The 14,663-nt window shown below is 69.7% G+C and carries 10 protein-coding genes; 4 read left to right on the top strand and 6 right to left on the bottom strand.

The features are described from left to right. Positions 1 to 55 precede the first annotated feature (55 nt). Positions 56 to 3,007, top strand: coding sequence for a VWA domain-containing protein (locus tag F3S47_RS06910; RefSeq protein WP_150444514.1), 2,952 nt, complete (start codon positions 56 to 58; stop codon positions 3,005 to 3,007). Between the two features lie 6 nt (positions 3,008 to 3,013). On the opposite strand, the gene F3S47_RS06905 is transcribed toward F3S47_RS06910, so the two are convergent. The 6 genes from F3S47_RS06905 to F3S47_RS06880 all read right to left on the bottom strand — a co-directional run bounded on the left by F3S47_RS06905 (position 3,014) and on the right by F3S47_RS06880 (position 11,688). Beyond that, a complete protein-coding gene (locus F3S47_RS06905) occupies positions 3,014 to 3,601 on the bottom strand; it encodes an exopolysaccharide biosynthesis protein (protein WP_150444513.1) in 588 nt (195 codons plus the stop codon). Between the two features lie 94 nt (positions 3,602 to 3,695). Further along, positions 3,696 to 5,090, bottom strand: a complete 1,395-nt coding sequence (gene lpdA, locus F3S47_RS06900) for a dihydrolipoyl dehydrogenase (protein WP_150444512.1) — start codon at positions 5,088 to 5,090, stop codon at positions 3,696 to 3,698. A gap of 166 nt (positions 5,091 to 5,256) precedes the next feature. Continuing rightward, complete coding sequence (locus F3S47_RS06895; RefSeq protein WP_150444511.1) at positions 5,257 to 5,853, bottom strand: DUF924 family protein; 597 nt, start codon at positions 5,851 to 5,853, stop codon at positions 5,257 to 5,259. Between the two features lie 75 nt (positions 5,854 to 5,928). Continuing rightward, on the bottom strand, positions 5,929 to 7,257 hold the full coding sequence (locus F3S47_RS06890; RefSeq protein ID WP_150444510.1) for an MFS transporter: 1,329 nt from the start codon (positions 7,255 to 7,257) through the stop codon (positions 5,929 to 5,931). Positions 7,258 to 7,390: 133 nt separating this feature from the next. Then, entirely contained in the window at positions 7,391 to 8,440 is a 1,050-nt protein-coding gene (gene queA / locus F3S47_RS06885; protein WP_150444509.1) for a tRNA preQ1(34) S-adenosylmethionine ribosyltransferase-isomerase QueA, read from the bottom strand. Next, the gene (locus F3S47_RS06880) at positions 8,437 to 11,688 is read right to left on the bottom strand and encodes a YhdP family protein (protein WP_150444508.1); all 3,252 of its coding nucleotides are present in this window, start codon (positions 11,686 to 11,688) and stop codon (positions 8,437 to 8,439) included. Before F3S47_RS06880 ends, queA begins: the two co-directional genes overlap by 4 nt. A gap of 90 nt (positions 11,689 to 11,778) precedes the next feature. Between F3S47_RS06880 and bcp the strand changes: the two genes are divergently transcribed. From bcp to F3S47_RS06865, 3 genes are all read left to right on the top strand, one after another. Beyond that, positions 11,779 to 12,252, top strand: coding sequence for a thioredoxin-dependent thiol peroxidase (bcp, locus tag F3S47_RS06875; RefSeq protein ID WP_150444507.1), 474 nt, complete (start codon positions 11,779 to 11,781; stop codon positions 12,250 to 12,252). 104 nt (positions 12,253 to 12,356) lie between these two features. Then, positions 12,357 to 13,172 carry a ferritin-like domain-containing protein gene (locus F3S47_RS06870; RefSeq protein ID WP_150444506.1) on the top strand — a complete coding sequence of 272 codons (816 nt, stop codon included), beginning with the start codon at positions 12,357 to 12,359 and terminating at the stop codon, positions 13,170 to 13,172. A gap of 183 nt (positions 13,173 to 13,355) precedes the next feature. Further along, a complete protein-coding gene (locus tag F3S47_RS06865) occupies positions 13,356 to 14,657 on the top strand; it encodes a M23 family metallopeptidase (RefSeq protein WP_150444505.1) in 1,302 nt (433 codons plus the stop codon). The last annotated feature ends 6 nt before the right edge of the window (positions 14,658 to 14,663 follow it).

The raw sequence follows: 14,663 nt of genomic DNA, 5'->3' as shown, positions 1-14,663 counted from the left end.
TCACAGACCGGACCGGCTGGTGTTTCCTAGCGTCATCTGACGAGGGGGAATTCACATGCGCCATATCGCCATCATCTGCCTGACGCTCCTGCTGCTGCCCTTCGGCGCAGCGGCCCAGCAGTCCCGGCCCAACACGATCCTCGTGATGGACGGTTCCGGCTCGATGTGGGGGCAGATCGACGGCGTGAACAAGATCGTCATCGCGCGCGACGTGGTGAGCGAGATCCTCTCGACATTTCCCAATGACCAGAATCTCGGCCTGACCGTCTACGGGCATCGCACCCGGGGCGACTGCACCGATATCGAGACCGTGGTCGCGCCCGACGCCGGGACGGCCGGGCGCATCGTGGAGCAGGTCAACAACATCAACCCGCGCGGTCGCACCCCGATGACCGACGCCGTAATCGCGGCGGCGGAGGCCCTGCGCTTTACCGAGGAGAAGGCGACCGTCGTCCTCGTCTCCGACGGGATCGAGACCTGCAACCCCGACCCCTGCGCCGCGGCCCGCGCGCTGGAGGAGGCGGGAATCGATTTCACCGCCCATGTCATCGGCTTCGACGTGGCGGGAGAGGCAGAGGCCCTCGCCCAGATGCAGTGCATCGCGGAGGAGACCGGCGGCACCTTCGCGACCGCCCAGAACGCGAGCGAGCTGACCGATGCCCTCGCCGTGGTGGTCGAGCCCGAACCCGTCGTCGCCCCCGGCACCTTCGTCGCCGAGATGGCGGACGGCACCGTCATCGCCGATCCCGTCCTCTGGGACATCTCCTCCGACAGCGGCGCCCTCGCCGAGGGCGAACAGGGCAATCCGCTGGAGCGCGAGCTGCTGGAAGGAACCTACACCGCCGAGGCCTACTGGACCGTTGGCGAGACGGCGCAGGAGACGACCTTCACCGTCGCGGGCGACGCGCCGGTCACGGTGACGCTGACCTTCGAGGAGCCGCTGCCGACCGCCTCGGTCACGCATCCCGGCTCCGCCGTCGCCGGCTCCATGATCGAGGTGGCCTGGGACGGGCCCGACGCCGAGCGCGACTACATCGCGGTCTCCGTGCCCGACGACACCGGCTACGAGGAATACGTCTACACCGAGGAGGGTTCCCCCGCCGTCCTGAGGATGCCCTCGACCCCCGGCACCTACGAGGTGCGCTACGTCCTCTCGGAGGGCCGCCAGATCCTCGCCGCCTCGCCCATCGAGGTGACGGAGGTCACGGCCGCGGTCGAGGGCCCGGCAGAGGCGATGGCCGGCGAGACGATCCAGGTGGACTGGGAGGGACCGGATTACCCGCGCGACTACCTCGCGGTCTCCGCCCCTGACGACGACGGTTACGTCAACTACGTCTACACCGAGGAGGGCGCTCCGGGCGCGCTGGTCCTGCCGGCGGAGCCGGGCGAATACGAACTGCGCTATGTCATGTCGCAGGACCGCCGGATCATCGCCCGCGCGCCGATCACGGTCAGCCCGGTGAAGGCCGAACTCTCGGCCCCCGAAACGGCGATCGCCGGCGAGACGATCACCATCGGCTGGGAGGGTCCCGACTACGCCGGCGACTACCTCGGCGTCTCGGTCCCCGGCGAGGAGAATTACGTCAACTACGTCTACACCCGCGACGGCAACCCTGCCGAGCTGCTCATGCCCACGGCTCCCGGGACCTACGAGCTCCGCTACTACCTCAACCAGGACCGGCGTGTGATCGCGACGCGGCCCATCGATGTCACCGAGGTCGGCGCGGAGCTCACGGCGCCCGACAGCGCCCCGGCGGGGGAAACCATCGAGGTCGGCTGGTCCGGGCCGGACTACCAGGGCGACTACCTCGCGGTCTCCATCCCCGGCGAGGACGGGTCGGTGAACTACACCTACACCCGCGATGGCAATCCGGCAGAGATCGAGATGCCCGTTGAGCCCGGCACCTACGAGCTGCGCTACATCGTGAACCAGGACCGCACCGTGCTCGCGAGCCGGCCCATCGAGGTGACCGAGCTCAGCATCTCCGTCGAGGCCCCGCCAGAGGCCACCGTGGGCGCGACCATCCCAGTGGGCTGGACCGGCCCCGCCTACCAGAACGACTTCATCGCCGTCGCGGTGCCGGGCGAGAACCGCTCAGTGAACTACACCTACACGCGCGACGGCAACCCTGCGGAGCTCGAGATGCCGGTCGAACCGGGCACCTACGAGGTCCGCTACGTGCTCGGTCAGGGCAACGAGATCGCCGCCACATCCGAAATCACCGTCTCCGCGGCCGAGGTCGCGGTCTCGGGCCCCGCGAGCGCGGTTGCCGGGGACACGATCGAGGTCGAGTGGACCGGGCCCGCCTACCGCAACGACTTCGTCGCCGTGGCCGTCCCCGGCGAGAACCGCTCGGTGAACTACACCTACACCCGCGACGGCAATCCGGCCCAGCTCGAGATGCCCGTCGAGGCCGGCGAGTACGAGCTCCGCTACGTCTTCGGCCAGGGCAACCGGGTCGCCGTTTCGCAGCCGATCACCATCGAGACGGCGAAAGCCACGCTGGAGGTGCAGGACAGCGCGGTCGCGGGCGAAACGATCCAGGTCGGCTGGGAGGGACCGAGCTACCGCAACGACTTCATCGCGGTGGCCGAGCCCGGCGAGAACCGCTCGGTGAACTACACCTACACGCGCGATGGAAACCCGGCCGAACTCGAAATGCCGGTCGACGCGGGCGACTACGAGGTTCGCTACGTGCTGGGACAGGGTAACACCGTCATCCAGCGCGAGCCGATCACCATCGTCGCGGCCGAGGCCCAGCTCGTCGCCCCGCAGAGCGGACCGGCCGGGGGCACCCTGCCCGTCGGCTGGGACGGTCCGGGCTACCGCGACGACTTCATCGCCATCGCCGAGGTCGGGGCGGACCGCTCGATCGACTACGTCTACACCCGCGAGGGCAACCCGGTGATGCTGGAGCTTCCGGAGACACCCGGCACCTACGAGCTGCGCTATGCGCTGGGCCAGGGCAACAAGGTGATCTTCACCCTCCCCGTCACCGTCGAGTGACGGGGGTCAGCCGATCAGGGCCGTAAGGCCGACCCCGACCGCCACGGCGGTCAGGGCGTAGCCGATGGCCATGAGCAGGCCGTCGCGCAGGCTGAAGGCCAGGCCGAAGGTCGCGATAGCGGCCATCGGCGCCGTGCTGGCGAAGGGGATCAGCTCCAGCGGCGGCACCGTGAAGCAGAGCAACAGGCAGATCACCCCCGCCGTGCGGATCACCGATGTCCGCGTGAGCTGCGGCAGGCGGCCCGGAAACCACCGGTCGAGCCGCCGCGCGATGGGCTGAAGGCTGTCGGCGGCTTGCCGCATCCGGCTGGCCTTCACGGTGCGCTTCGAGAGCACGCCCGGCAGCCAGAGGTCCTCGCGGCCCCAGGCGATCTGGGCCGCGAAGATGGCGATGATCACGGCCAGAAGCGTAGGGACGCCGGGGATACCGCCGATGGGCGTGATCTCCACCAGCGCGGGCACGAAGAGAAACGGCCCGTAGCCGCGGTGATCGAGCGCATCGACCGTCTCGTCGACGGAGATCGAGCCGTCGCGTTCCGCCGCATGATGCAGGCTGTCGAGGATGTCTTCGATGGCGTGGCTGGGCGAGCTCATGCGGGCGCAACGGCGGCCCGTGTCACTCTGTTCCCGCCGCTGAAAAGGCGGGCGCCACGCCGGGCCCCGGCGGGCCGGCGTGGCGCAATCTCGCTCAGTAATGCAGGGCGCGGCCGTAGGCGTCGAGCACGCTCTCGTGCATCATCTCGCTCAGCGTCGGGTGCGGGAAGACCGACTCCATGAGGTCCTCTTCCGTCGTCTCCAGCGTCTTGCCGACGACGTAGCCCTGGATCAGCTCGGTCACCTCCGCGCCGACCATGTGGGCGCCCAGCAGCTCGCCGGTCTTCTTGTCGAACACCGTCTTTACCATGCCCTCGGGCTCGCCGAGCGCGATGGCCTTGCCGTTGCCGATGAAGGGAAAGTGGCCGACGTTGACCTCGTAGCCCTGGTCCTTGGCCTGCGCCTCGGTGAGGCCCACGCTCGCGATCTGCGGATGGCAGTAGGTGCAGCCGGGGATCGAGTTGGGCTTGATCGGGTGCACGTCATTCTTCCCGGCGATCAGCTCGGCCACCATCGTGCCCTCGTGGCTGGCCTTGTGCGCGAGCCAGGGTGCGCCCGCGATGTCGCCGATGGCGTAGAGACCCTCGACGCCGGTGCGGCAGTACTCGTCGGTCAGGACGTGGCTCTTCTCGATCTTCACGCCCGCTTCTTCGAGGCCGAGTCCCTCGACGTTGCCGACGATGCCCACGGCGGAGATCACCGTGTCGAACTCGTGCTTCTCGACCTTGCCGCCGGTCTCGATATGGGCGGTCACCTTGCCCTTGCCACGGTCCAGCTGCTTGACGATGGCCTTCTGCAGGATCGTCATGCCCTGCTTCTCGAACTGCTTCTTGGCGAACTTCGAGATTTCCTCGTCCTCGACGGGCAGGATGCGATCCATCACCTCGACCACCGTCGTGTCGGCGCCGAGCGTGTTGTAGAAGCTCGCAAACTCGATCCCGATGGCGCCCGAGCCGATGACCAGCAGCTTCTTGGGCATCCGCTTCGGCACTAGCGCGTCCTTGTAGGTCCAGACCAGCTCGTGGTCCGCCTCCAGCCCCGGAAGCTCCCGCGCGCGGGCGCCGGTGGCGACGACGATCGCGGGCGCGGTCAGTTCCTCTTCGCCCTTCTCCGTCTTGACCTTCACGGTGTTCTTCCCGGCCAGGCGGGCCTCGCCCATGATCGAGGTGACCTTGTTCTTCTTGAACAGGCTGCCGATCCCGGAGGTCAGCTGCTTGGCGACCTTGCGCGAACGCTGCACGACGGCCTCCAGATCATAGTCGACGCCGTCGGCCTTGAGCCCGAATTCCTTGGCCCGGTGCATCAGGTGAAAGACCTCGGCCGAACGCAGCATGGCCTTGGTGGGGATGCACCCCCAGTTGAGGCAGATGCCCCCCAGGTGCTCGCGCTCGACGCAGACCACCTTGAGGCCCAGCTGGGCCGCGCGGATCGCCGCGACGTAGCCGCCGGGTCCCGCGCCGATTACGATCATGTCATAGCTCGTGGCCATGAAGCCTCCTCCGGTTGGCGAATTGGTTTGACGTTAAACGATCGGGACCGGCCTTGCCAGAGACACACCGGCATGGCCGGACCGCGCCGCGTGCAAGTCTCTGGGATCTCAGGGCCTCGCCGGAAGACCGGGCGCATTCGACGCGGCGGCGGGCCCGGGAGCGCGGTCAGGCGCTCGGGGCCGCGTCGCCCTGCTCCGCCTGGAGCGCTCGGACGATCGCGCCGTAGCCGCCCTCGTCGAGGAAGCGCTGCTCGGCCTCTGTCGTTCGGCGGGCGAGCGCGGCGTTTCGGAACGGGAAGCGGCCGAAGCGGCGGATGATCTCCCTGTGGGCGCGGGCGTGCAGCAGGCTCTGGGTGTCCTCGGGCAGCCGCTCTGCGAAGAGGGCGACGGCCCGGTCCTGGTCGACGATGTTCTCGGAGTGCTCCAGCGGCAGGTAGACGAAGGGCCGGGCCCGGGCCTCCAGCCGCAGGTCCCACTCGCGGGATATCATCACCTTGGCCGCCGCGCGGGCGTTCTGGTCGGTCGCAAAGGCGCGGGCCTCGCCGCGGAACATGTTCCTCGGGAACTGGTCGGTGAGGATCAGGTAGGCCGGGCTCTCCTGCGGGGTTGTCAGCCAGAGCCCCAGCCCGCCCTCGGAGGCCTCTTTCCAGCGACCGCCGAAGCGCTCCCGGATGTCGTCGTCGAGCCCCTCGGGCGGCTCGAACCAGCCCTTCGGCCCGACCTCGTCGAGCCAGAAGTCGATAATCTCCTGCGGGTGGGTCATGCGTGCCTCGCGGTCTCCGGACGCGACTGCCCGCGCCCGGACCGAGCCTGCGCCGAGGCGCAGGCCCGTGCAAGGTCAGACCGGCACCGCCTGGCCCGGACCGGAGCCTGTGGGGCGGTCGCCGTCGTTGTCGGCGCTGCCCCGATCGCTCTCCGTGTCGACCTCTGCCTCATGCTCGGCATAGACCTCCTGGGCCATGTCGACCGCGTAGGGAGAGGCGTTCGCGAGGACCGGCGAATAGGGCACCGCTTCGCCCGCGTTGCTGACCGTCGGGCGGCGCGTCGTCCGGTAGAGGCCGTAGCCCGCGATGGCCGACATCAGCACGGCGATGAAACCCCAGTAGGCCTCCGGCCCGAAGCTGCGCATGAGCCAGCCGACCGTAACCGGTCCGGCGACCGCGCCGAGGCCGTTGATGAAGACGAAGCCGGCGGAGGCCGCCGCCATGTCTTCCCGCTCGAGATAGTCGTTCGCGTAGGCGATGAGCAGCGCGTAGAGCGGGTTGGTCGTCCCGCCGATGAGCGCCGCCGCAAGGACCAGCGTCCCGAAGGTCGGCGGCAGCAGGAAGCCCAGCACCGCGCCCACCGCGCTGACGGCCGCGACGCCGATGATGAGCATCCTCCGGTCGAGCCGGTCCGAAAGCCAGCCGATGGGATACTGCGCCACCACCGCCGCGATGTAGAAGACCGAGACGAAGACCGAGATCCGCCCGACCGAGAGGTCGACCTGCGTGGCATAGACCGCGGCCATGCCGAACTGCGCGGCGAAGGCGCCGCCGAGCAGGATCATGCCCACGGAGGCGAGAGGCGAGGCCTCGATCAGCAGCCGCAGGTTCAGCGGCTTGGTCGATTCGAAGGCCGGCGTGGGCGAGACCGACAGCAGGATGGGCGCGAAGGCCAGGCTCACCAGCACCGAGGGGATGATGAAGAGCACGTAGCCCCCCGCGTCGCCCAGCAGCAGCAGGTACTGCGCCACGACGATCCCGCCCATCTGCACGATCATGTAGAGCGAGAGCGCCTGCCCTCGGTTCTCGTTGCTGGCCGCGTTGTTCAGCCAGCTCTCCGCGGTGACGTAGACCCCGGAGAAGCAGAAGCCGATGATCACGCGGCCGATGATCCAGGCCGCGGGCGAGACCAGCGTGGGATAGAGGATCAGGATCGCCGAGATCGCCGAGCCGAGCGCCGCGAAGACGCGGACGTGACCCACGCGCCGGATCATGCCCGGCGACAGCTGCGATCCGCCGAGGAAGCCGAGGAAGTAGGCTGACATCACCAGTGACATCTCGAAGGTCCCGAACCCCTCGAGATCGCCGCGAACACCCAGAAGCGTTCCCTGAAGGCCGTTGCCGACCATGAGCATGAACATGCCCAGAAGCAGCGGCCAAGCGCTGCCTACAAGCGATAGCATATCGAACCTCTTGCCTATTCGCCGGCCGCCTTTGGCTGGCCGGACGTCTACTCGATCCGCGGGTTCGCTTCGCACCGGAGTGCGACATCCGCGTGTCGTTCTGCGCGCCACCTAGCCCCCGCCGGCGGCGGCCTCAACCGGGAAGCAGCAGTGACGCGTCGCCGTATGAGAAGAACCTGTAGCGCTCGGAGATTGCGTGCCGGTAAACGGCTCGAATGCGATCCACTCCCATGAGCGCGGAGACGAGCATCATCAGCGTCGACTTGGGCAGGTGGAAGTTCGTCATCAGCCCGTCCGCGACCCGGAAGCGGAAGCCGGGCGTTATGAAGATGTCCGTCTCCCCGCGCCAGGGTCCGAGTCCGTCGCCGGTCGCCGCGCTCTCGATCAGCCGCAGCGCCGTCGTGCCGACGGGGATAATCCGGCCCCCCTCCGCGCGAGTCGCCTCGATCTCGGCCGCCGCGCGTTCGGAGACCTCGCCCCACTCGGCATGCATCCGGTGCTCGCTGATGTCGTCGACCTTGACCGGCAGGAAGGTGCCCGCGCCGACGTGCAGCGTGACATGCGTGAACTGCACCCCGCGCACGGCGAGCGCCTCCATGAGCGGATCGTCGAAATGCAACGAGGCCGTGGGCGCCGCCACCGCCCCCGGACGCTCGGCCCAGATCGTCTGGTAGTCCTGCTTGTCGGCCTCGTCCGCCGGGCGCTTGGCGGCGATGTAGGGCGGCAGGGGCATGGCGCCGGCCTCTGCCAGCGCCGCGTCGAAATCCTCGCCCGCCAGGTTGAACCTCAGCCGCCCGACGCCCTCGTCGCGCCCCTCCAGCCGCGCCGAGAGACGGGGCGAAAAGATCACCTCCTCGCCGTCTCGCAGCTTCTTCAGCGGTTTGACCAGCGCCGACCAGGCGCCGTCCGCGCGCGGCTCCAGCAGCGTCGCCTCGATCCGCGCGCCCCCCTCTCCCTCCGGCCCCTCGCGGTAGCGGCGGCCGGAGAGCCGGGCCGGGATCACCTTGGTGTCGTTCAGCACCAGCCGGTCGCCGGGCCGCAGGATGTCGGGCAGCTCCGAGACCACCCGGTCCTCGATCGCGTCGCCCTGGGCCAGCAGCAGCCGGGCCGAGGAGCGTGGCCGCGCGGGCCGGGTCGCGATCAGCTCCTCCGGCAGGTCGAAGTCGAACTCGCTCAGCTTCACTGGCCCACCTCCGGCGCCGGGCGGCGGAAAATCTCGCGGAACATCCCCGGCGTGAGGGCAGAGAGCGGGTTCACGCGCACCTGCGGATCGCCCGGCGTGCCGCCGAGGGTGAAGTTGAACCCGATGAGCCCCTCGCCACGTCGGGTCAGCACCGATCCGATGCCGTTGAGAAGGTAGAAAGGAGAGATCACGCCCTGGAACTCCATCGCCTTGGTGGCCTGCGTATAGGTCCCGTCGAGCGAGAGGCCAAGCGAGGGACCGACGGCGCTCGCCTGGGTCACCGTGATGCGATCCGGCGTAAGCCGGAACCAGGCGTCGACCTCGGAAAAGGCCAGCCCCTGCCCGTCGAGCTGCTGCAGCAGACCCACCACCGAGATCGCGTCGAGCAGCGCCGCCATGGCCGGCGCGTCCTGGATGCGCAGATCGTCGATGCTCAGATGGCCATCGAAGGTGCCGGGGCTCCCGGTCGGCTGCAGCCGCAGGTCGAGACTGCCCTGCCGCGCGTTGGGCAGGAGGCCCCCGGCGCGGAGGACGCCGCCCCCGTCCTCCGAGGTCAGCCGCACCGCGGTCCGCCCCTCCGACGGCACGAGCGCCCCCTCGACGGACGGGCCGCCGTTCACACGGGCCCCGAACCGTCCGCCGAGACCGCCGTCCGGCCGGAAGCTGCCGACGAAATCGGTCAGCGCGAGGGTCTCCGTGATCTGCAGCCGGTCCAGCTCCGCCGTGATGGGGCCGCCCTGCCCGCTGCCACCTCCGCCGCCGAAGCGGGCGCGGCGCAAGTCGAGCGTGCCGCCATTGACCTCCACGCCGACGGGTTGTCCAGCGCCGCGCCCCCGCAGCACCAGCGGCACGTCGAGCCAGCCGCCCACGCTCAGCCGCGAGAACCGCGCCGCCTCGAAGCGCCCGCCCGTCTCGAGGTCGATCCGCCCCTCGGCCCGAAGGCCGGGCGCCTCTGCCGCGAGCCTGTCGACATGCGGCGTCTCGCCGAGCTGCCCGGCGATCTCGAGCCGCCCCGATGTGCCCGGCACCTTCTCCCAGCCGACCCAGGGCAGCCGCAGGCGCAGCCCCGTCAGGTCGGAGGTCAGCGTGAAGGCCGGCGGAGCGCCGCGCCGGAGCGTGAGGTCGAGCTGGCCCGTCCCCTGGCCCGCGACGACACCCTCCGGCAGACCGATCCCGAAAGCCTCGAGCGCCTCGGGCGAGAGCCGTACCTCCCCCGAGACGCGGGCGGGGCTGCCGGGCTCGAAGGTCTTGGAGAAGCTGCCTTCAACCGGCACACCAGACACCCGCACCGGACCGTCGACCGTCAGGCCGCCGGGGCTCGCGGAAAGCGTCACCCTCTCCGCCGTGAGGGTCCGGTTCGGCACCAGCTCGTCCGAGGTCACGTTCCGGAAGGTCGCCTCCATCTCGTAGCTCACCTGGTCCGGCGTCAGCCCGTCCCCGAGCGGCAGCACCACGCGGCCCGAGACCTCGGCCTCTCCCTCGGCCAGCGCGACCGGCAAGTTCGCGCGGGAGAGCAAGGTCAAAGGCGGCCGGTCCACCACCGAAAGCAGCGCCGGGAGCGGTCCCGCGACCTTTAGCGCGAATTCGGCCGGGGTCCTCGGCAGCCCCATGACCGGGATCACCATGCTCGAGCCCGCGAGGTCGAGCGTGCCGCCCTCCGGCGCCTCCACCTCGCCCGCGTCGAGGGTCAGGGCGAAGCTGCGGTCGAGGATCTGGACGAAGCCCTCGGCGCCGGTGAGCTCCGGCATCCGCTGGAGGAACCGGACGGAGCCCTCGGAGATCTCGAAGTCCGCGGCCACGATCGGCGCAGCGCCAGCTTCGCTTCGCAGGCTCACCGAGAGATCTGAGACCCGACCGGCGGTGACATTGCGCGCGAACCAGCCGCGCACGCCGGGACGCCAGCCTTCCGGCCAGAGGCCGAGGGCATCCGCGATGGTCATTCGCTCCGACGCGAGGTCGAGCGCCACCCGCCAGCCACTTTCCCCGGCCCGCGCCTCGCCGTTGGCTTGGAGCCTCGCACCGCCCGGAAGCGCGAGCGTGGCGGAGCCCAGGTCCAGCCGGAAGGGGTCGAAGCGCAGACGCAGGTCCGCCGCGCCCTCGGCCAGATCCAGCCGGTCCGCGTAGCGGCCGCCGGGGTTCACCGAGGCCCGTGCGATGTCGAACTGCCCCCAGATCTCGCCGGGCCGCCCGTTTTGCAGGTCCCGCAGGTACGCCCGGCCCGAGGCATGGATCTCGGCCTCCTCCGACGAGAGTTCGAGCAGGTCGACGGCGATCTCGTCGGTGGCGGGAGCATAGGAGAGATAGGCGCGCGCCCCGTCGAAGGGGATGGGTCGGGTCTCGTCGGAGGCCCGCACGACGCCTGCCCCGATCCGGAGGACCGCGTCCATCTCCCCCGGCCGGCCGTCCGCCCCGAGCGTGCCGCGCAGGTTGCCGGAGAGCGGCGCATCGATCACCCGGAGCCAGCTCAGGGCGGCGAACTGACCGGCGAGGTCCGCCGCCGGCGCCCCGTCGAGGTCGATGCCGAAGGCCGCAGCCCCGTCGCCGCGCGGCAGACTGACGTCGACCGCGAGCGTCGAGGGCACACCCCCGGCCTGCGGCACCTCGAGGTCCCCTGCGATCTCGAGCGCCTCGTCCGTCACGCTCAGCCGCATGTCGCCGTCCTCGACGGTCCACCGCCTGCCGCTCCGCGCATCCTCATAGGTCAGGGTCAGCGCCTCGGCCCGCACCTCCTCCAGCGCCGCGAGCGCCGGACGGTCGAGCGCATCGGCGAGCCCCCCGGCCCCCGGACCGCCGCCCGCCTCGAAGGAGACCTGCACGGCGCCGCTCTCGTCGCGCGCGAGCACGACCTCGGCCCCCGTCACCACGAGTTCCTGCAAGAGCAACTGTCGCTCCAGCAGCAGACCCCGCGGAGAGACCAGCGCGTCGATCCGCGGCACCCGGGCCACAACGCGGCCCTCGGCATCGCTCAGCACGGCCTCGGTCAGGGCCACGCGGGGGTGCAGGTCGGAGCCCAGCGTCACGGTAATGTCGCGGAAGTCGATCCCGCCGCCGAGCATCTCCTCCGCCCGGGCCTCCACGTCCTCGGTCACCCAGGAGGGGGCGGTGATCTCGCGGCCAGGCAGCGAGAGGGCGACGACCACCAGGAAGGCGACGGAAGCCCCGGCGAGCGCGATGGCGAGACGCCCCGCGGCGCGCCGCTTGCGCCCGCGCCGCTTCGCGCGATCCTTGCCCTCTCCCGTCCCGCTCATGTGCCTCCGCGTCGTCGCGCCTTTATTCTGCGCCGGGGCGGCCTAGAACGAAACGGGTCATCGGACAACGACTGCAGTGAGGGGAAAGACATGGCAGAGATCACGATCGAGGCAGGCGCGGAAGCGCCGGAATTCACCCTGCCGCGCGACGGCGGCGGCGAGGTCTCGCTCTCGGACCACGCGGGGGAGATCGTCGTGCTCTACTTCTACCCGCGCGACGACACCTCGGGCTGCACCAAGCAGGCCATCGCCTTTTCCGAGCACCTGGAGGCCTTCACCGAGGCCGGAGCGGTGATCCTCGGCGTCAGCAAGGACAGCGTGAGCAAGCACGACAAGTTCAGGGACAAGCACGGCCTGAAGGTCGCGCTGCTCTCCGACGAGGAGCACGACGTCTGCGAGCGCTACGGCGTCTGGAAGGAAAAGAGCATGTACGGCAAGACTTTCATGGGCATCGAGCGCACGACCGTCCTGATCGGCCGCGACGGACGCATCGTCCGCGTCTGGCCCAAGGTGAAGGTGCCGGGCCACGCCGAGGAGGTGCTGGAGGCCGTTCGCGCCCTCTGACCGTTTCCCGCAGACAACAGGCCGGCGCCCGGTGCGGCGCCGGACTTCCCGGCACGACGGGCTCTGGCTATGCCCGACCGCACGCCAGACCGCCGGAGCCGCCCATGCAGACCCTCGCAGAGATGGCCGTCGAGGTGCTCACCACCGCCGACGGCCGGGAGAAGACCGCCCTCTCCCGCCGCCATGCCGCCGCCTGGTTCGCCGCCCGCGAAGCCGGTGAGACGCCCCTCGTCGGCAGCGCCGAGCCCCCGCTCCGCCCCGCCCGCCCCGAGGCGCCGCAGCTGCTAGACCCGCGCGACGTCCCCAAGCGCAAGCCCGGGACCGAGGCCGGGCGCATCGCCATGCTGCACGCCGTCGCGCATATCGAGCTGAACGCCGTCGACCTGCATTGGGACATCATCGCGCGCTTCACCGACACGCCCATGCCGGCAGGATTCTACGACGACTGGGTCAAGTCCGCCGACGAGGAGAGCAAGCACTTCAACCTCGTTTGCGATTGCCTCGAGAGGCGCGACGCGCACTACGGCGCCCTGCCCGCCCATGCCGGCATGTGGCGCGCCGCCGAGGATACGGCGGAGGACCTACTGGGCCGCCTCGCCGTGGTGCCGATGGTGCTGGAGGCGCGCGGCCTCGACGTCACGCCCGGCATGATCGAGCTCTTCCGCAAGTCGGATGGTCCCGACGTCGTGGAGGCGCTGGAGACGATCTACGCTGAGGAGGTGCACCACGTCTCCTACGGGGCGAAGTGGTTCCACTTTCTCTGCGGGCGCCATGAAAAGGATCCGAAGGACGCCTTTCACGAGCTCGTCCGGCGGTATTTCAAAGGCGGAACCAAGCCGCCCTTCAACGAGGAAAAGCGCGCGGAGGCCGGTCTTCCGCCCGACTTCTACTGGCCGCTGGCCGAAGAACGGGCAGGTTAACCCCTCGTTTCGGCGAGATTTTGCCGATTTTGCCTCTCCGAGGTCAATTGCGGAACCTCGGGGGCCTGCCGCCTTGCCCCCCCTACCCCCGGTCGGTATCCCTCTCGCAACGCGGTCACAGGGAGGCAACGCGGCCGTGAACGGATTGGTTGGGGACAGGACTAGAGAGACGTGAGATCTCGAATGGCACAGCGGCTGCACGCCGCCCTCGAAAAGCGGCTTCCGGAACGTCGCCTCTTCATCAGATCGGACACAGAGACACGCTTCATCCGGCTCAAGCCGGGGATGCAGCTCGTCGGCTGGGGCACGGCGACCGTGCTCGTCGGCTGGTCCATCGTCGCGACGGCGATCCTGCTCATGGACAGTATCGGCGCCGGGAACTTTCGCGCCCAGGCCAAGCGGGACCAGATGATCTACGAGGAGCGTCTGAACGCTCTCTCGGTCGAACGTGACCAGCGCGCCTCCGAGGCGCTCGCGGCGCAGCAGCGCTTCGCGACCACGCTCGACCAGGTGAGCGTCATGCAGACGGAACTCCTGGAGGCCGAGACGCGGGCCCGTGAACTCGAGACGGGCATCGAGGTCATCCAGTCCACCCTCCGCCGCATCCGCGAGGAACGCGACTCGGCGCGGGAGCAGGCCACGACCCTCCAGGCCCGGCTCGAAGGCAGCGACGGCGGGCCGGACATGCAGTCCGACGAGGTGACGGGCACCGTCGACCTTCTCGCCTCGGCCCTGGCCGAAACCGCCGCCGAACGCGACCTGGTCGCCGCCGACGCCGAGTTCGCCCTCGAACATGCCGCCGAGATGGAGCTGGAGCTGCGGCTCCTGCAGGAGAAGAACGACGAGATCTTCCGCCAGCTCGAAGAGGCGATGACGATCTCGGTCGAGCCGCTGGACCGCATGTTCCGCGAGGCCGGGCTCAACCCCTCCGACCTCATCAGCGAAGTGCGGCGCGGCTATTCCGGCACCGGCGGCCCGCTCACGCCTCTCAGCTTCTCGACGCGCGGCGGCGGGCTCGATCCCGACGCGGCCCGCGCCAACGAGATCCTCGACGGCCTGGACCGCATCAACCTCTACCGCATCGCGGCCGAGCGTGCCCCCTTCGACATGCCGGTGCGCAACAACTTCCGCTTCACCAGCGGTTTCGGAATGCGCTGGGGCCGGATGCACGAGGGCACCGACTTCGCGGCGCCCATCGGCACGCCGATCTACGCCCCCGCCGACGGCGTGGTCACCCACGCCGGCTGGTCCTCGGGCTATGGCCGCCTCGTGAAGATCCAGCACGAGTTCGGGATCGAGACCCGCTACGCCCACCAGAGCAGAATCCGGGTGAGCGTCGGCGAAAGGGTCTCGCGTGGACAGCACATCGGTGATATTGGCAATTCCGGACGGTCGACCGGCCCCCACCTGCACTACGAGGTGCGCGTCGGCGGGCGACCCGTGAATCCCATGATCTACATACGGGCCGGACAAGATGTTTTCTAAGAGCAA

It is taken from the genome of Histidinibacterium aquaticum (assembly GCF_008710275.1).
GTDB lineage: Bacteria > Pseudomonadota > Alphaproteobacteria > Rhodobacterales > Rhodobacteraceae > Oceanicola > Oceanicola aquaticus.
Note: the sequence above shows the minus strand (reverse complement) of the source record. Positions and strands in the feature narration are given on the sequence as shown.

Bases quoted from the DNA above. Each gene is read 5' to 3' on its own strand.
- F3S47_RS06880 (WP_150444508.1), bottom strand. From the start codon at position 11,688: ATGAGCGGGACGGGAGAGGGCAAGGATCGCGCGAAGCGGCGCGGGCGC.
- F3S47_RS06865 (WP_150444505.1), top strand. From the start codon at position 13,356: ATGGCACAGCGGCTGCACGCCGCCCTCGAAAAGCGGCTTCCGGAACGT.
- F3S47_RS06895 (WP_150444511.1), bottom strand. From the start codon at position 5,853: ATGACCCACCCGCAGGAGATTATCGACTTCTGGCTCGACGAGGTCGGG.
- bcp (WP_150444507.1), top strand. From the start codon at position 11,779: ATGGCAGAGATCACGATCGAGGCAGGCGCGGAAGCGCCGGAATTCACC.
- F3S47_RS06905 (WP_150444513.1), bottom strand. From the start codon at position 3,601: ATGAGCTCGCCCAGCCACGCCATCGAAGACATCCTCGACAGCCTGCAT.
- lpdA (WP_150444512.1), bottom strand. From the start codon at position 5,090: ATGGCCACGAGCTATGACATGATCGTAATCGGCGCGGGACCCGGCGGC.
- F3S47_RS06870 (WP_150444506.1), top strand. From the start codon at position 12,357: ATGCAGACCCTCGCAGAGATGGCCGTCGAGGTGCTCACCACCGCCGAC.
- F3S47_RS06910 (WP_150444514.1), top strand. From the start codon at position 56: ATGCGCCATATCGCCATCATCTGCCTGACGCTCCTGCTGCTGCCCTTC.
- F3S47_RS06890 (WP_150444510.1), bottom strand. From the start codon at position 7,257: ATGCTATCGCTTGTAGGCAGCGCTTGGCCGCTGCTTCTGGGCATGTTC.